This window comes from Proteus cibi, assembly GCF_003144405.1.
GTDB classification, from domain to species: Bacteria; Pseudomonadota; Gammaproteobacteria; order Enterobacterales; family Enterobacteriaceae; genus Proteus; species Proteus cibi.
Map to the genome: position 1 here is coordinate 105,772 of NZ_PENW01000020.1, position 18,240 is coordinate 124,011.

An 18,240-nucleotide genomic window follows, 5' to 3' on the forward strand; every position below is an offset into this window, starting at 1 on the left:
CTTTTATTGCGTTATTTTGCCTCTGTTTTAATCAAACAGAGGCTTTTTATTTTTAAGTGTTTTCATTAAGTAATAATGTCAGTGCATCTGAAACATAACAATAAGATTGTGGTGCAGTGAAGCCCGTTTCTTTAAGTTTTGCGAGTGAGATCGGTTTTTGGTATTCAACTATATTTTTTAACCAAATCATCATTCCTTTTTTGCCATCAGTAAGGTAGTTTTCTAATTCTTCGTTTGATATGGCAATTTTATCTAAATAATATTGTTTTATCTCATCTTTACTTACTCGTTCTATTTTATCGATATAAGCATGACCAGTGATCGCTTTTTTAGGGGAAGAGCTATAAATATACATTTTATTGTTTTGTATAAAACTCAATCCAATCGATTTACGAAGCTCAATGATTTTATTTCCATCATAGATTTTCTGAACATATTTAGGTTTGATACTGATAATAATTTTTTTCATCTTGATCAGGAATGATTATAAATGACACAAAGTTTAGCTTTTTGGGTTGAAAACTCAAGTGAAGATGCACCTAGCAGTGTGGCGCTAGAATTGCATTTTAATTATTGGCATCTTCCTAATGATAAAATAAATTATTTAGATATTGGTGTATTAATTAGTGGGAAAAATAAGTAATTTGATTCAATCAATGTTTACTTGCCTTTTAGGTATAATATAAAAAGTTATATTTCAACTTTAGGTGATAACGTTGTTGAAAGTGAAGAATTAATTTCAACTGTTTTTAATAATGATGTAAGCAAGATAAAACCAATAAGAGAATGCAGTGCTAAGTATATTGTTTTTTCAGAACAAAAAGATAGTGAGGGTATCGTTTTTTTTACTAATTTATCCTATGGAACATCAGAGAATAGAGTTTTAATTGAAGAACATTGTGAAGGAGATAAAGTAGGAACAATCATAAAATTTTCTAATAAAATATTTAATTGCTCAGAAGAATATAAAGAAAAAAACTAGTATTTAAGATTTAGATATGTTTTAGAAAAAGAAGATATAGATAATATTTCGAGAGAGTATAAATCAAAAGATTCACTAATCACGTATTATTTTGAAAAAAGTGAAGTAGTGGATTTTAGAGTTAATGAATCACGTAATTTACCGAAAACAATTAGAGAAAAAGTAGCAATATGTAGAAATGTTCATAAAGTCCATTTTTTTCTTATTAGAAATGAATCATCAGAATTTAAAATAGGGCATACAACTTATGATCGCTGTCGAATATTAGAAGATAAGCTGTGGGATACCTATCTCTGTGATAATAAAGATACACAAGTAAAAACAAAAATGTTGATCTATCATTGGAAAACGAAATCAGATAAAAAAATAGAGTATTTTTCTGCTTTTGCTAGATTTTCGACAAGAAAAGTAGGGCTGAAGGAAATTATATACGTTATACTATTTATTATTATCTTAGGGGTGTTTTCTAGTTTAATCGCGACAAGTCTCATCAATATCATTGACGTATTATATCGATGTATTAAAGTATGGAGACTTGGATAAATGCTATTTAAAACTGGTTTTATATAAATAAGGAGAATGATATGAGAAATATAAATTATTCTTCTTTTTTTTCATGCAATAATCAAGTGTTTGGGGTACAGATCAATCACTTTTTAAGTAACATCTCTGCGTTATATCCTAATTTTAATGATTGGCTTTAATATAAATTTTATCAACCATCTTATGAAAGTCAGCGGAAAATTATTATTGCTCATAATGGTACTATGCTCTTAGGTGTAGCCTTACTGAAAAAAAGTCATGATGAAAATAAGATTTGTACCCTTTACACCTCACCATTTCATCAAGGGCAAGGGATAGGTAGCCAATTGGTCGATTTATCATTGCAATACTTTGATTCACCAGATGTACTTATTACGGTTGCACAAGAAAAGTTGATAGAATTAGCGCCAATATTAAAATCAAAAGGTTTTGTTTGTACTGCGTCAATTAAAGGAATGTATAGACCAGAGAGTACAGAATTGTTTTTTAATTTAAGATAAAAATTGGAAATTAAAAATACTTCTTTTCTTCTAATGTCATTAGAAAATAAGCACATATTATAAAATAATATGTGCTTCAATTTAATTAAAAACGATAACCAATATTAGCTACGAAACCATCTAAAACAATGCGGTTATCGGTATCTTTAAATTTAAAACGGCTATTTTCATATCCGAGAGAAATAGACACCATTTCTGCTGGATTAATGATTAAACCTGCACCCCAACTAAATGCATTTTTCTTTAATTTTTTTAATTCTGAACTTTCAGATTTAAATTGAATTTGGCTCATACCTGCGGTGCCATAAACACTAATAAAATCATTTAAACGTACTGTTGGACCCGCCATAACAGAGTAATAACGCGCATTTACATCTTTAAAGAAAGTATTAACTGGCTTATTTAAATCATATTCATTTTGGGCATAAGTTGCTGTTGCTAAAATACCAAATTGTGAATTAATTTCTTGACGAATAGAAAAAACACCACCGTGCATTGGGTTTTGCCCCGCCATTTTGACTTGTGCATAACCTGCTGAAAGCGTGGTTTTCTCTAATTTAAAATCGTTTTGAGCATAAACAGAAGAAGTCGTCAATAAACCAGTTATAAATAAAGTTGATAGTAATTTTGTTTTCATTAGTTATATCCCATAATTTAAATAATAAGAATGTGTTATTAAGCGAGGGGATTATAATAATGAGTCTATTTTTAATGGAATAAAAAATAACACGTTAGCTTAAATACGGTTGTTTTATTAAAAAGGTCTATTGATTGTTATTGATGTTATATGAATAATAATATTTTGGTAATATAAATGATTATGTAAAAAATAGAAAATAAGAATGAAAATAAAAAAGAAGGCTCTCTAAATAATAATAGAGAGCCTTTTTAGGTTTATTTAAGGCCTAAATCGCTTTGTAAGCTAATAACCTGATTTTGTAAGTTTTCTAATTCAAGTTGTTTTTCCATCACTGATTTTGATGGATTGTTTTGTGCCGCTTTCATCTGTTTGTCAATGTCATTGATCTGTTTTTGAATATCATTTTGCCCTTTCGTTTTTTGGCGAATTTGATTTAACAGATTGGTCATTGATTGATTCAATGCGCGTTGGTTTGCTTGTTGGGTTTTGAGGCTCGCATTAGTTTGTTGCTTTTCTTTTTCAATCGCAGCTAAAACAGCTTTAAATTCTTTATTTAATGCTTGTTCGTTACCTAGAATCGCTTTTTTTTGCTCAATACGGTTATCGTAAGTCCCTGAGTAATTACAATTAAATTTTGTGATAATGCTGACATCACCGGCTGTCGGATCACAATCCGCTGGATTAGTCACACATCCACTTAGAAGTAAGGTCATTCCTACAAGGGAAAGTGGTAAAAATTTCATCATCGTCCTTTTTAATTTTAACTAAGTCTTATTGCAGTGCGTTGAGTATAAAGACTATCAAGCTCTTCTTGTAAAGAGGCAACTTGTTGCTTCATCCCATTGATTTGTTTATCGAGCTGTGCTGTTTTTAAGCCATCTTGACGACTTTGAGCTGCAATATCACGCCATTCAGCTTCACGTTTTTTCATATCTGCTAAGCGCGAGCGAAGTGCTGCAATATTGGCATCAATACCTTTGAGTTGTTTCTCTGCCGCTTCTTTATTTAAACGTTGCTGTTTCATATCTTGCTGAATTTTTGCAATCGCTTTTTTATCATCAGCAATAACCGCTTTCGCTGTATTAGAGGCACTTTGTAAGCGCTGATTTTCATTTTGAATATCAGCAATCATAGAATTGAGCATCTCTTCTTTTGTCGCGTAATTTTGGCGTTTGTTGTCTAAATAGGCATTTGCACCAATACCAACACCGCAACCTGCGACCGCAGCAATGAGCATACATGCCCCTTTATTGCTGGAATTTGAAACTAAGCAGCCTAATGCACCAATCGCCGCACCACCCGCACAAGCCGTAATACCTGATTTGCTGAAAAACTCCATGTCACTGTTGTTTTTTAATCGAGGATCTGTACCGTTATTGCTTTGGCATCCTGATAAGGCAAGTAATGCACTAATGCTAAGTACCGCCATGAGTTGTTTGTTCATACCACACCTATCTCAAAGTCTCTGTTATTGTTTTTTGCACGCTTCAAGCCATTCATTCCGTGAAACTTTACCGTTAGCCCAATATCCTTGGAGTCCTTGCATATACGTTGAAAGATACGTATTTAAATTTGATTTTCCTCTTGCCTCCATCAATTGACGTACAACGTCAATCTGAGGTTTTACTAAAGAAGCATCATACGTTGTTGCCATATCCACTAATGTGTCTGCGTAATAACTCACGACAAAGTCGAGGGTTTTCTTATGTTCGTTGACTTGCTCTTGACGTCGTTCACATGTGGCATCTTTGGTGCCTGCGGGACAATTTTTTTCATGTAGTGCGATTAATCGATCATAGAACTCGCCATCATCTTTTAATTTGGTACATAAAAAAGCACCTAATTGCAGTGAAGTACGGATAGCTTGATCTCGTTGTTCATCACGCAGTTGTGCATTTGCTCGTAATGTATTTTTCAATTCAGCTAATTGTTTTTTCAATGCTTCATCTTGGACTTGGGTTGATAGCGTATTCAGGCTATTAATGGAATTATCGCTATGGGTTTTTGATTTATTAGCGGGTTTCTCATTACCTAATTGTTGCCACTCTTTTTCTATCTCTTTGATTTTGTCGCGTGATGTTAATGCTGGGGCAACAATCGCTAAACGGAAGCCTGTGTATTTGTTTTTATTTGCACCGGTGTTGGTGTAATAAGGCTCTTCTTGACGCCATGAACTGCGCATATCGCTTTCTGGGGTGAGATAACTACCACCACGCACAATAAAGCCACCCGCTTGTCCATGTAAGCGATCGAGTTTATTGAGTCTAAAAGGTTCAAACATCATTTCAGCGACATTACCCAACATGTCATGTAAGCCTAGAGGATTGGGTGATAACAAACCGGTGAGTTGTAACGAACCATTAGCGGATTGACTACCTGCTGACCAAATATAGTTTTTGGTGCCTTCTGGCATTGGAAAGCGCACATCACGAAATTCGGAGGCTGAGACTTTTAAACCGCCACGGGCGGCAAATTCCCACTCCGTTTCTGTTGGTAATCGAGCAAAACCTTTTGCGCCATCTTCAACAGGGAGTGCTTCAGGATGTTTGCTTCTTAACCATTGGTTATATTGATCTGCAAATTGCATCGCTTCATACCAACTGATGTTCACCTTTGGTAAACGTAATTTATTGGAAGCAACAGGGCACTCTTTGCCGTTACTCACGCTTTGCATGGCGTTATATTGCAGATCGGTAACGGGGTATTTTGCCATAAGGTAGTAACGGCCTTTTTCTTTACCTTTTAATGGAAAACTACCCGCAATATGTTCTGCTCGTGATTGTTCTAAATAGCCCCATTCATCGCCTTCTTGCCCTAGGGTTACACTGTAATCTTGTAATGGCTGGCTTAAAGGGATGGTGACTTGGCGAAAAACCATTGAGCCTTCACAAGGGAAAGGCAAGATCACATCATCAGGCAGGGCTTTTGGGTTAACGAATTTATCATCCCATTTGGCAGATGCGGTAAAACTGCTAGATAACAGCGCGAATGATAAAGTTAGAAGCGATAAATTAAATTTCACGTAAGCTCTCCGCAGGTTCAATCGAAACGGCACGTAATGCGCCAATACTTGCCACTAGTAATGCCACAAGTAAGGCACTGCACATAGCGATGAATAAATCCCAAAATGTTAACTGACAGACAAAGGCTTGTTCAGGTAAATGTGTGCCTAATAATGTGGTAAATAAGGTGCTACCGACGCCATAAAGCCCAAGGGCTAAAATAAAGGCAACACTGGTTAATAACAGCGCTTGCAACACAATATATAGAGTGACTGCAAATTGATGAAAACCCAATAGGCGTAATACCGCCATGTCTTTTCGTTTACGGTCAATATTGGCAAGGAATGCGCCAATTAATGAGGCAATACAGCCTAATAGTGATACCCAAGCAATCACAGAAAAAATAACGTTAAGGACGTAGCTGATAGCTTTTACAGACTCTATTTGACTCTTTTGTGTCATCACATCAATGTGTTGTTGTCTAAACCAATCATCGAGTGGTGCAATAGCATCTAAATTTTTTGCATAAAGGCGTGCTTTGGCAAACTGAGTTCTTGGTTTCGCTTCAGTGCCTTGTGTGACGCCAAAAAGAGGTGCTTGATAACCATCTCGGTAATCTTCCATTGCCACTAAAACATCAAGAGAAACAAAAGCGGCGGCTCTTGGAAATTTGCTATCACTGATAATGGCAACGACAGTAAAGGTACGTTTGGCTCGCGCATTGACGCCATTAAGCTTACGGCTGATAAATAAGCGTACATTATCGCCTACATTCGCCTGTAGTTTTTGTGCCGCATTGGCAGAGAGTACTAAGGTGTCTGCATTTTCGGGAATAGTAACACCTTCTAATAAAGGATCGTTTTCTGCGGTTGGGATCACTTCAGCATTATCAATAAAACGTTGCCCATCAATCACAATATCGGCTTGTGTATTTAGGCTACGAGTTAGCGGAATAACAAAACGGACTTCTTCTTTTTGCGCAATTTCATCAAACCAAGTTTGAGGGTAGTTGCCATTACCTAACATGCGAATTTCAAGGTTACGAGGATCATTTAGCAGTTGGTTGTGAAGCTGCGTCACAATGCCGTTTTTTAGCCCAAACAGTAGCAACAATGGCGCAATCACGGAGACTAAAGAGAACACAATACAGAGCGCGACTTTGCGATCATAAATTAAGTCACGCCAAGCAAGAGAGCTGAGTAAGCCAAGGCGATTAGGACGGGTATTATTGTTTGATAAAGACACTACCGCCCCCTTGTAGTTGTGCATGATAGTGACTAAATTCAAAACGCTCGACTAAAGACCAATCATGACTAACGACCAGCGCAGAGATATTGAGTTGCTTTACCATCTCCACTATTAATGTATACAACGCTTGTGCATTATGAGGGTCGAGAGCGGCAGTAGGCTCATCGGCAAGTAATAAAGCAGGCTCATGGGCGATTGCGCGAATAAATGCTACACGTTGGCGTTCACCAATGGAGAGTTGGCGAGGAAGGCGATTAAGTAAAGGGCGTAATTGCAGATGGTCAATGGCGTGATCAAGCCAAGTGGAGTGCGGTGTTAATCCCAGCATCTTGCGAGGTAATTGAATATTTTGCATGACGGTTAAAAAGGGAAGTAATCCGCCACTTTGGAGCATAAAACCCAATTTTTCAGCACGTAATGATGCGAGTTGCGTTTGTTCATTACTTAACACCGCTTGGGTGATAATGACATCGTCATTGAGCTGAAAATGGGTTAATTCATCAGGACGTAAAATTAGCCCGATCATTTCCAACAAGGTGCTTTTACCACAACCACTTAACCCAGTTAGTGCGCCGATCTCCCCTTTTTCAAGGGTCAATGAAGGAAGCGCAACACGAAAGCCGTGTTGCGCATCACCACGCGTAATTGCCATGCCTTCAATCTGGATCATTAAGGCAGGTTTTCCAGTGGGACAGGATAAACGTGATCGCGTGGATCGCTTTGTGGTGCAAGGGATATCCAACGATCAACATCTTCGTTATAACGTTGATAATATTGCAACTTGGTATTGAGTCGGCGGATAAATTTCTCTTGCTCTAGTCCATCCCAGCTTTTCCAAGTCTCTTCATCTAACCCAAGCACCTCACTTAAATAAGGCAGGTTTTCGACGTATTCACCGAGTAAGCCCATTTCGCCTAATTTAGTCGCTGAACCTTGTTTGATTTGATTTGGATCGTTACCCATTGTGGCGGCAATTGAGCGTAAATCCGCAAACATATTGTCAGGTGAGATCAAACCTTCATTAGCCGCATTAACAATTTTTTTCATAACATCACTTAAATCGCTAAGCTCACTTTTCGTCAGCAAAACTTGCACTTCTGTGGTTGGGATATTTTGCTGTAATAAGTCCCGATCGCTTATCCATGCTTTAAAGACCGGCGGCGCTTTTGTACCTTGTTTTTCACCTAAATAAGCTAAACGCATGGCATAGCCTAAATCGTGTGCATCGTTAAGTAAGGTATCTGTTTCTTTATCTTTACTATAAGCAGGATCAGCATTTAATGCGCTACCCACCGCCGCTTCACCACGATAAGCCGTTTGAATTTGAGTGGTTACCGCGGTTGCTAGACTATCGACCATCCGACCAAAACTATTTACATCCCCTGAGTTGATTGGGTAGTAAAGGGATTTGTGTAAGAACGGATTGAGCGTTAATGCTTCATATTGTGCTTGCGCAGAAGCATGATTTTTTGCCCCTGATGGGGTTTTTAAGTGCAGTGTATAAAGTGCAACACCGCGATAAGCGGCTTCTTGGCGGATTTGTTCTGCATCGAGCTTAGTTGATGAAAGAGGATCATCTCCCGTTAATGCCCCTGCATCAGTGATTAAAATAACGTAGCGCGCACCAAAGCGTGTCCAATCAACATCATCAAGGGCTTGCATTACACCAGCATAAGCATCTTCATCAAAACGGCTACTTGAGACTTTAGCTTGGCGTAATTCTTTAACTTTATTTAGGAAATCAGGACCATCTTTTACATCATTGGGATTTACAAACATCTTGCTGTCGTATTCCAATGCCGGTACCGCTTTGATATTAGAGCGAAACGCCACTAAACCAAATTTGACCTTATCCAACATATTGTCTTTTTCGACTTGTGCATAAACCTTTTGGATCGCTTCTTTGGTTCTATCAATATAAGGGTCCATGGATATTGTTGAGTCGATAACAAACACCACAGCCGCAGAAAAACCTTGCATCATATTGTCAGCATCTTTGCTGTTAGGTGTTGCTGGTTTTGTACTGTTTGCCGTTGCGTTCGTATTCTGTGCATCTTTGCTGTCTTTCGTTTGTGAAGAAACAGATGCCACATTGAGCACTCGCACTTTATAGCCCGCATCAGTAAAGACTTCATCCGATCCTAATACAGGCAGTAGATAGAAATTACTTTTCTGATCAATCATATAATCCGGCTCTTTTGCTAAAACAGCTGGATTGACTTTTTGGTTTTTAATGTCGGTTAAAAAGGGTTTGTATTGTTTTTCAGGCGTTGGGCTTTCAAGTAAGCTTTCAACTGTTTGCTTATCTTTGAAAAACAGCATTGGGTTACGACCCGCAGGGTTAGTAAATGCGAGTGTTAACTGCATTTTCCATTCTGAGGTACAACTTGCATTCATCCAACCGCTAATGTGACCTAAGCTATCAGGACCAACTTGTAGCCACTCATTAGTGCCCTGTTTTTGGCGTTGGTAAACATAAAAACGGCTAAATGCAGGTTGCTCTTTACCTTTTGCGCCAACAGTGTCAGCGATTTGGCAACCCGGATAAGTTAATACACGTTGATAGAGGGTCTTTTTACCCTCTTGTAATAGCGGCTTTTTCTCTTCAGCACGGGCTGGCGCTGTTAGAATTAAACCGCTGAGAATAAGCGTAAGCCAATGCGCCTTTTTCATGCGACTTTCCTATTTTTTCAAAGCTTCAAGACGCGCTTTTGCGTCACTGTTTTGTGAGTCATGATTGAGAACCGCTTCGTACCAATAAATAGCGGTCTCTTTGTCTGCACCAAAGCAGCCTTGTGTTGATGCAGTGTCTGGATCGTATTCACGAGCGTAATTCAGTGCGATCTCAACATCACCTGATTGTGCTTTATAAGCATATAAACGCTGAGCAACATCACATTGATTGTTCTGTTTTGCGAGTGAGATCGTTGCAAGGATAGTTTTGCTATCTGGTTGGCTCTGTATGCAACTTTGTACAAAGGCTAATGCGGTACCCGATTTCATGTTTTCAACACTACATACACTTGGTGTTGCGGGTTCTTGTGTCGGTTGTGGTGCTGGTTCGCCTGCGGGATTGCCTCTTAGTAAGAAGAACCACGTTAAGATACCCGCTAAAATTAAAATCAAAATAATCGCAAAAATTAAGCCGATTTTTGATTTTTTCGGTGCAGGTGGTGTTGGACGCTGTGGTGGTTCATCTACTTTGATTTCAGGGATAATGGGTTCAGGCTCTGGCTCAGGTATTTTGAGTGGTTCAGGTTCTGGCGCGGGGGATGTTTCAACAATGGGCGCAGGCGGAACAGGCTGATTATCTAATGTAGCCGTTGATTTTAATGCTTCACTTTGACCTTGAGCTTGTGAGGCTAATACGCCATCACGAATACGTAGTCGTCCGATATCTTGTGTTTCATTATCGTCTTTTAACGTAAATTGATACGCCATTTGTAAGTTGCTCACGAGGGGATCAACCAACGTTTTATCAAGAACGATTTGATAACCATCATCAGCATCTTCAAGCGATAGCTGGTGGAAAAAGGCATTACCTACCCATTCCCCTTTATCATTTAAGAAATAGCGATCTTGGTTACGCTGAATGCTTAAATAAACAGGGGAAGCGTCACCTTCCCAATTACGAATACTTAATACCGCAAAGCCGGGACGAGCAGGTTGTACGGGTTTTAATTCTGGATTAAACACGAATTATGACTCCACAACGGATAATTTCATGGTTTGAATGATTTGACCTAAGAGTGCGTTTTGTTCAGCACTGATCTCTCTTCCCGCAGAATGCCCCGCATTCTCAGTAATAATCGCTGATAACGCGATAAGCCAATCAATCACAAATAAAAGAGTATAGTTAACCGGGTTGGTCGGTAAGCGGACTAAACGCTCATCCTCACCCCATTGCACGCTAGTGTTATCTGGTCTTTCAAAGATTTTATGACCAACATTGATTTTGCTATCGGGTTTTTCAACACCGTTATCTTTGAAATTAAACCAAGTAATAAAATCACCCAGCACATTATAAACACGAGATGATTGCTGTTCGGCTAAGTCATCACGGCGGGCAATGGCTTCGGTTCCTGCAAGGGTTTTCAACATACGTTGTTCAACACCAAGGCGGTTAATGGCCGTGATAAGTTCATCAACTAACAGCACCATAATTTCTTGATCAATGCCTAAATAGGTTAACAACGTACTGTTATCAGGCAGGCTACGCAGATGATTTATCCATAATGCCATCACTTTTTTAGGGTAGGTAACCTCATTGCCGTGACCTTTAGGCGCTTCATCTTCTTCTGATACCAGAGAAATTGGCGTATCGCTAAACAGATCGAAAGTCGGTTGCTCCATAGCGGCAAAGGCAGAAACGGGGGCTTGAGTCGCTTTCTTGTTATCTGAAAGTGTATCGATAACCTCTTTTTCTTGCATATACAGATCGTAGAGTGATTTACGAGGAGGCAGAAGATAATCTAGCAAGGCACCTTGTAAATAAGGGCGGCTTTGCATAAAGCGTAAAATAGTGGCGGCATTACGGCGTTTGACTTCCAGCTCTTCTTCACCACCTGATTGATACCATTTTTCAAGATGATGACCGATTAAATCACGTTGGATTTCTTCCAATTGCTCACTGATACGTTCAAGTTTTAGTGATTTTAATGCAACGGTTTCAAGGTAGTCGGCAAGACGTTGCATACCACCATCGTTGAGCGACAACATCGCATCCCATGCTTGGTCTGGCTCACGAATATAGCGTTGGACAGTTTCGTCTTCAGCAAAGGTTTTTTTCATCAGATGTAGCTGTGAAACACTGTCCTCGTTTAAGACGGTCTCTTTGCCATGACTGATTTGAATAAACGGGGTAGGTACACCCGGTTTACGCACTAAGAAGGTGTTATTAAAGGCTTCACCATTGATCCAATCTGATGACATCCATTCATATTGACCAAAGCGCTCTAACATTGCCATTTTGATCATGCCCCCTTTACCCCATGATTGGCGTAATAACGCCTCATTCATAGTTAAAGAGTTAGTAATACGCATATCAAACATGGTCATTGCCCAAATTAACCCAGAAGGGCGTTTAGCGCGCGTTAATGCATCTTTACCTTGCGTGTTATTGATCCATTCTGTGAGGACAGCACCGACTTCTTTTACATCTGATTGCTTGTTTGATGCGGTACACACCACTAACACATTCATTTCTTGGTTATCAGTATAACGTTCAAACAGATAGGCAACTTTACCCCGAAGAATAAGCTGTGCCAGAGGGTTAGCACTGTCATCGTTGACCTGACGACGTACATCCGCCATGGTTTCAACCCCTAAACGACCACGATAGCCAGGAAAATCGAGCAGTTCAACGTGTTCAAACAGAGCTTTACTTGGTGCATCTAATAACGGGACGACTAATTCAACCGTCAGCGCAGTTAATTCTGCTAATGAAAGGGTAACAGGGGCATCAATACGATCGCCATGAACAGGACAAATGCTGATCTGACTATCATTGGCAGTATTGAGACGCTCTAACATATCCACGTTCATAATACTGTCTTCTTGTACTAACACGCCATCTTGCTCTTTGACTAAAGAAGAGAGCGGAGCCAAAACAAGAGATGCATGACCTAAAGAAGCCAGTGTGGTGCTAAAACGTTGATAAGCGGATGTCAGCTCTGCAATATCGCCCCATAAAACAGAAAAGAGTTTAGCGCGTTGCGTGATACTGAGATAAGGTGCTAATTCAATCGCTTTAGGCCAATAGGTTGTCGCCAATTTTTTCTGGCTTTTTTCCGCATGGCGTTGCAGATAATCCCATAATGAAACAACATCATCATGAGTCATACCTGCAACAGGTGTCGTACTGCGTTGCGTGCTTAATGAATTGATTAAACGAGAAATTTTCTCGTCATCTAGCTCAAATTCAATTTTTTCCTGATTAAAATCATACAGGTAAGCATTAGCGAGAATTTTAACGATCTCAATTTCACTGAAAAGATGTAACTCGACAGGAAACGCTTGTGTACCTTTTGTCGCGTTGCGACTAAAGCGAGTCACTAAACCCGTGGCTTCTTTACCGCCACCCGGTGGGTTGATATGGTCGATAAAATCAAGCGTTTTACCTGACATATTGGTTCTTAAGCGACCCTCTTGCCCGGCAGCAAGTGCTGAAATCAGGTATGATTTTCCTGCTTGTGAGAGACCAAAAAAGCCCACAGACATTGGTCTTTGTGTCGCTAAACTGAGATTTTTTGCCATATTACGGCTACGGCGTAGACGATAAATAAGGCTATCGGCTTCGGTATTTAAACGAGGCGCATTACCTCTTACTGCCGTTACCCAATCAATGGCTTTACCTGCGCCTTGATAAATGGCATCCCATTTGGCTGTTAACTGTTTTTCATCCATCATATTCATTTACCTAATACACTCCCGCTATCCAGCCAATAGGATGTTTCACCAATACCACTATCTGCTAACGTATTGAGTTTGAAGCTTAAACCGTTTTTATTAACGCCACCTTTGCCATTAATAAGCTCCATTTCTTCAATCCGTAATTTTTCAGATTTATTGTCATCATTATGGCCGGAAGCCCCTCTTTCTTCTCCAAGTTTGATATGCAATACGCTGTCTTCTTGGCTCAGTTGCTGTGCCAATTTCGGATTTTTAATGCGTAAGGTATAAAGTGGAGATGCTGGCCAACGGGCATTATCTAATTGACGGAAACCTAAGCGGATCCCGCCTCTGACTTCGAAATAGGTATCAGGATCAGGTTCAAATTTATCCTGAATATCACGGTAGTAGACGTCATTATCGGAAATAGTGTTGTTATTATCCAACATCCCTAAATAACGTACTGTCGAGTAAGTTTTAAAGTTACCTGTCGAGAAGTAGAAGTTGAGCAAACGTGCATTTTCAGCCATTAAACACAACATTGCACCAACTGCCGCGGTTGATTTTGGATCGTCAATACGGCCTTTTTTGTTGAATGGATACCAGCCACCTGTTTTGTAACCGTGTAATGGCAGAATACGAGAAGGTGGTACAGGCTGTAATACTTTTAATAGCGCTTGAATACCCGGTAAACGAGAAGGGCGACCTGTCAGCAGTAAAACATCACAGGAGTAGTAATAAAGCACTTCACACAGCGCTTTTAAACTACGAGTGATATTAATACGTTCACCCGAAATAAATTCAGCGTGTAATTGCGCAAAGTTAATTTGTACAGGCACATTTAAAATGGAGAAACTGTCGCCACCACCAAGCTCTTTATTGGTTGCGTCATCAATATAACGACGTACATGCTCTGTCGGTAGAACGTTAAGCAATTCACCAAACGTACTGTTAATGCCTTCATGAGGCACTAAGGGATCGTAGTTTTCGTATTGACTTAAAATTTTCAACCCAATTGGATTAAAGATTTGTAAGGTAAGCTGTTGGCGCAGTACTTGTTGCCCCGCATCTAAACCTTCACTCCCAAAAAGTGAAGACATCAGAGCATCGGCATCAGAAATACCCGCATCCGTTAATGCGGTGCGTAATGCAGGTAATACACAAATCTGGATGATATCCAGTAAAATATCATCGCCAGCAATTTTGAATCCTTCACGGAATAATTGTGTTGGAATGATTTTGACGTTACTACCTGTACCCGTATCCAGTTTATAGCGTGTGATCACGAGATCGGTTGTTCCGCCACCAATATCAATTGAGGCGATCTTTAACGTGCTGTCACCGGTTAATGCGCGGTTATCTTCCCGCACTTGGCTGGCAAAAAAGGCTTCAGTACGCTCACCAAATTTAATTTGTGTTTCGTTGTAGAGGTAAACTAACTGACCACAAGTGGCTTCATCCCATTTCACATGGATGTTTGGCATCGGTATACGACATTGTGCATCTTTACCATCAAAACGCAGTTTTTCGTCGGTTGGGTCCCAATTCATTGCTTTCCAAATTAGCCCTAATGCGTTTTCCATGCACGTTTCAAAAATAGCGCGCTCTGGTTTTGGCATTGCAGGTGGAATAGTCAAAATGATATTGCGCAGTTGACGAGGCGCGCTTGCATGACTCATTTTAAGGCGTTGAGCTGGGCTGTTCATTTGTGTTAATGCCTGTGCTAACACTTCGGTTAACATCATGGTCATTAATGAACTGCGAGTATAGTTTGGCGTAAACACGGGCATGCGATCATCTGGTTCTAAACGGAATAACGGTTCACCGTGATCGTTTAGAAGGTATGTCATCGGCACAGCCGTCGCCAGTGGCTCTCTGTCTGTTTGACCAAAAGAGCGACTAAAGCGCCAACCCGGAGAATACGGCGAGTCGTCCCATAAATAGCGTTTAGGGCTTGAAATACCGGTTGAGCCTTCAGTACCTAAGCGTTGCGCTGCCATGCGGTTGGCTTCCGGGCCAACGCGACCAATGGTAGGCCACATAAAGGCATTGTTTCGACCGCTATTAACTGAAAAATCTTGTTTACCAAATTCCGCTTGCGCAAATTCAACACGGCTTTCAAATGGTTCATTATAGATTTGATAAGGGTGGCTGAGATCACGCAGCGTCATTTCATAGAGTTGCGTTAACCCTTTGTTATCATTGATGTGATCTTCAATTAAGATCCCACAGGTGCGTGAGTTACCCACATCAAGAATAAGGTCAACTTCGATCGCCGGTTCTTGTGGTTTGGTTTCGTTAATTTTGATTTCAGGTAAGTGTAGCTTCTCACCTAAGATATTGAGTAAATTGAGATAATGTGCCTGATGTTGAAACTCTTTGAGCGCATCTTCAAGTTCATCATGGTACATTTGGGTTACAGCGAGCGCTCTTTCGCTAAACACTTCCTTTAACCAGCCATCAATCCAAGGTGTTTCAAGGAAGTTCTCAACTTCATAGCCTAAATAGGCAAGCGCAAAAGCAACCCCTGAGCGAACATCTTCTTCGTTTGGCGCTAGATATGCGGTATTGGTGCGATTTGGCTCAATTCGCGTATCAAATGCCACAACAACGCGGTGTGTATGCCCATCTTCATCTGGCTCTGGCAGTTGATGGAACATCATTCTTACCCAGTTATCAGGACCTTGAGAGAATGCGCGAGGTGGATTAAAACGGAAAAATGGCACTGGCAACCATGTGTCATTTAATAGCGTTAATGACTCTTCAAGAGAGAAACTAAATTCGGCTTCTCTCGGTGTTTGAGGCTGATTTTTAGGTGCAGGATAAAGATAGTTATCGTCTCGTTCATTATAGATGAGTCGCATTAACGGGCCGTTTTCGCCTTTTTTAACAAACTCACCGTACTCTTTGCGCTGTGGTAGCTTAAAACCGAAATCCAGAAACTGAATATTACTGTCTCGGATAAGGGTAATTTTGTCTTTATAATCGGTCAGTGGCGCTAACATGAATTAGTTATTCTCCCGCTTCATTGATAATGGGAATGGCTGACTGTTTTCATATTTCCCTTGGCAATCAGCAATATTTTGGCTTCCTGGCTGGCAAATAATATTTGGCATCAAATAGTTTGAACCATCACTACACAGAGCCTGGCCTTGATTATTAATATTTAATCCGCTTTGATTTACGGCTGCGTTGACAGGTGCTTTGCAGGTCACGCCATCACTGCGTGTCATGACGACTTGTCCTTTACCATTATCAATTTGGTAATTCAGGCTCAGTGGTTTACCCGTTTTTTGATCTTGAATTCCCGCTCCTGCTTTCCATTGACCATTGAGGAATTGCGTTGAGCCATTGGCTAATGCATTCGCAGGAATAGTGAGTGGTGTCGTGTTATCTGCTGTCGCAGGCGGTGTGACATCAGGTGGTGCATTAGGATCAACCGGAGAGTTAGGCGTGTTGTTCTCATTTCCCGTATTTAGGGTGTTATCTGTTTTCGGTTGCGCATTTTGTGCAGCAGGATCAGCCGGTGGTATATTCGGTTGTTGTGTCTCTTCAGGTAAGGCACCTTGGTTATTGTCCGTTTGAGGATCAACGACAGGTAAACCCGTATTAGGATCAACGACTGCGCCGTTACCGCCAGTGCCATTAATCACATTTCCATTTGCATCTACAGTACCTAATGTGCCTGTGTGAACAGTGCCGGTTGGCACACCGACGGTGTGACCGTTAGTCACGACTGTAGGGACTTTCGGCTTCTCAAGCGTAGGATCTGGCAATTTAGGCGCTTCAATATTGGGTGTTTTAATATCGACCGTAGGTAACGCTGGCGTTGAGAAACAGCCTCTTAAGAAGAAAATAGCGAGTAGAAGTAATAATAAAGGTAACAACCACCATAAGAAACGCCACCAAGGGCGCTTAGTGTCAGTAATGATGACGTTTTCTTGTGCTGGTGGAACCACGGTTGATGTTGGTGCAATTGGCGCAACCGCTGGCTTTAAGCAAGCAACAGGGTCAACTCTAAGTTGCTGATTGGCGCTGACAAAACCCCAAAAGGTAATAATTGGCTGCCCATCAACAATAAAAATATGGTTTTCGTCAGGAAATTGAATGGTCTTACTGAGTAGGGCGCCAAAAAGCTGACTTTCTTTATTGTCCGTTTTTTGTTGTTCTTTTTCGCTAAAGGCAATTAAGTCATCTTGATTTTTTTTCAGTACAGCATAAGCCGCGGCGCGCTCTTCTTCTGAAGCCGCAGACCAAGGAATAACAGAGCCGTCAATCGGTGAATACCAGTCAATGCGCTCGCCAGTTTCATTTGGCTGAGGAATAGCAAGACATTGAGAAATAGCTGCCTTTCCTCTTAAACGCAGAGTTTCACGTAGCTGCAGTGCAGAGATATAAACAGCCTGTCCATTTTCCCCCATTGGGAGATAATTTTCTAATTTACCACTTCGTAAGAATGCTTTATTCACGACGATCATTCCGCTAGGCAAGATTATCTATGGGTAAGTTGGCTTATCCGTAAATAGGCTTTTAGGCTAAAAATAAAGATATAAATTTGATATACATTTTATATTATCAGAAATTGGGTGTCTATCTAGCGGATTATTTAAGGTTAATTAACTGATTATTATTAAAGGTTTTTTTATTTTTCTTGAGTGAAAGAGGGAATATTAAGATGACGATTATGATAATTAAACAATGTCATTGCAGGTTGCGCTATATTTTCTTAAATATATAGATTAAATCACCGATATGTTGAGTTTTACATTGAAAAATAATGGAATAGAAGAAAAAAAAGATAAGATATAAAAGAATAGACTATTGGTGTGCATCTATTCTCTGTGATAATAATCACAAAATAGGTTTATTCTGAATAATGAGAGAACCAGAAAAGAAAAAAAATACATAATTAAAGAATGGTCTGAAATCGATAAG

15 protein-coding genes and 1 pseudogene are annotated in these 18,240 nt (G+C 39.9%); 4 read left to right on the top strand and 12 right to left on the bottom strand.

The genetic code is table 11. The features are described 5' to 3' along the window. Positions 1-52 precede the first annotated feature (52 nt). Entirely contained in the window at positions 53-469 is a 417-nt protein-coding gene (locus DK865_RS12795) for a hypothetical protein (protein ID WP_109392095.1), read from the bottom strand. Positions 470-490: 21 nt separating this feature from the next. Between DK865_RS12795 and DK865_RS18670 the strand changes: the two genes are divergently transcribed. The 4 genes and pseudogenes from DK865_RS18670 to DK865_RS12810 all read left to right on the top strand — a co-directional run. Continuing rightward, on the top strand, positions 491-643 hold the full coding sequence (locus DK865_RS18670; RefSeq protein ID WP_162556632.1) for a hypothetical protein: 153 nt from the start codon (positions 491-493) through the stop codon (positions 641-643). 21 nt (positions 644-664) lie between these two features. Beyond that, entirely contained in the window at positions 665-982 is a 318-nt protein-coding gene (locus DK865_RS12800) for a hypothetical protein (protein WP_109392096.1), read from the top strand. Positions 983-1,090: 108 nt separating this feature from the next. Continuing rightward, positions 1,091-1,525: a hypothetical protein gene (locus tag DK865_RS12805; RefSeq protein ID WP_109392097.1), complete on the top strand. Its 435-nt coding sequence runs from the start codon at positions 1,091-1,093 to the stop codon at positions 1,523-1,525. Positions 1,526-1,722: 197 nt separating this feature from the next. Continuing rightward, positions 1,723-2,025, top strand: a pseudogene (locus DK865_RS12810) (GNAT family N-acetyltransferase); the annotation flags it as partial. Between the two features lie 85 nt (positions 2,026-2,110). Here the strand turns inward: DK865_RS12810 and DK865_RS12815 are convergent. The 11 genes from DK865_RS12815 to DK865_RS12865 all read right to left on the bottom strand — a co-directional run bounded on the left by DK865_RS12815 (position 2,111) and on the right by DK865_RS12865 (position 17,774). Beyond that, positions 2,111-2,662 carry an Ail/Lom family outer membrane beta-barrel protein gene (locus tag DK865_RS12815; protein ID WP_023583178.1) on the bottom strand — a complete coding sequence of 184 codons (552 nt, stop codon included), beginning with the start codon at positions 2,660-2,662 and terminating at the stop codon, positions 2,111-2,113. A 257-nt stretch (positions 2,663-2,919) separates the two neighbouring features. After that, the gene (locus DK865_RS12820; protein WP_228407782.1) at positions 2,920-3,408 is read right to left on the bottom strand and encodes a hypothetical protein; all 489 of its coding nucleotides are present in this window, start codon (positions 3,406-3,408) and stop codon (positions 2,920-2,922) included. Between the two features lie 17 nt (positions 3,409-3,425). Then, positions 3,426-4,109 (bottom strand): hypothetical protein, encoded by a 684-nt coding sequence (locus tag DK865_RS12825; protein ID WP_023583180.1) that lies wholly within the window; start codon positions 4,107-4,109, stop codon positions 3,426-3,428. 24 nt (positions 4,110-4,133) lie between these two features. Continuing rightward, on the bottom strand, positions 4,134-5,687 hold the full coding sequence (locus DK865_RS12830; protein WP_194295203.1) for a formylglycine-generating enzyme family protein: 1,554 nt from the start codon (positions 5,685-5,687) through the stop codon (positions 4,134-4,136). Beyond that, positions 5,677-6,912, bottom strand: a complete 1,236-nt coding sequence (locus DK865_RS12835) for an ABC transporter permease (RefSeq protein ID WP_036914323.1) — start codon at positions 6,910-6,912, stop codon at positions 5,677-5,679. The genes DK865_RS12830 and DK865_RS12835 overlap by 11 nt, the downstream gene beginning before the upstream one ends. Then, positions 6,893-7,585, bottom strand: a complete 693-nt coding sequence (locus DK865_RS12840) for an ABC transporter ATP-binding protein (protein WP_109392099.1) — start codon at positions 7,583-7,585, stop codon at positions 6,893-6,895. The genes DK865_RS12835 and DK865_RS12840 overlap by 20 nt, the downstream gene beginning before the upstream one ends. Further along, a complete protein-coding gene (locus DK865_RS12845) occupies positions 7,585-9,588 on the bottom strand; it encodes a vWA domain-containing protein (protein ID WP_109392100.1) in 2,004 nt (667 codons plus the stop codon). Before DK865_RS12845 ends, DK865_RS12840 begins: the two co-directional genes overlap by 1 nt. A 9-nt stretch (positions 9,589-9,597) precedes the next feature. After that, the gene (locus DK865_RS12850; protein ID WP_036914326.1) at positions 9,598-10,611 is read right to left on the bottom strand and encodes a hypothetical protein; all 1,014 of its coding nucleotides are present in this window, start codon (positions 10,609-10,611) and stop codon (positions 9,598-9,600) included. 3 nt (positions 10,612-10,614) lie between these two features. Next, entirely contained in the window at positions 10,615-13,323 is a 2,709-nt protein-coding gene (locus DK865_RS12855) for a putative virulence factor (RefSeq protein ID WP_228407783.1), read from the bottom strand. Positions 13,324-13,325: 2 nt separating this feature from the next. Continuing rightward, complete coding sequence (locus DK865_RS12860) at positions 13,326-16,310, bottom strand: virulence factor SrfB (RefSeq protein WP_109392102.1); 2,985 nt, start codon at positions 16,308-16,310, stop codon at positions 13,326-13,328. 3 nt (positions 16,311-16,313) lie between these two features. Beyond that, positions 16,314-17,774 (bottom strand): SrfA family protein, encoded by a 1,461-nt coding sequence (locus DK865_RS12865; protein ID WP_109392103.1) that lies wholly within the window; start codon positions 17,772-17,774, stop codon positions 16,314-16,316. Positions 17,775-18,240 lie beyond the last annotated feature (466 nt).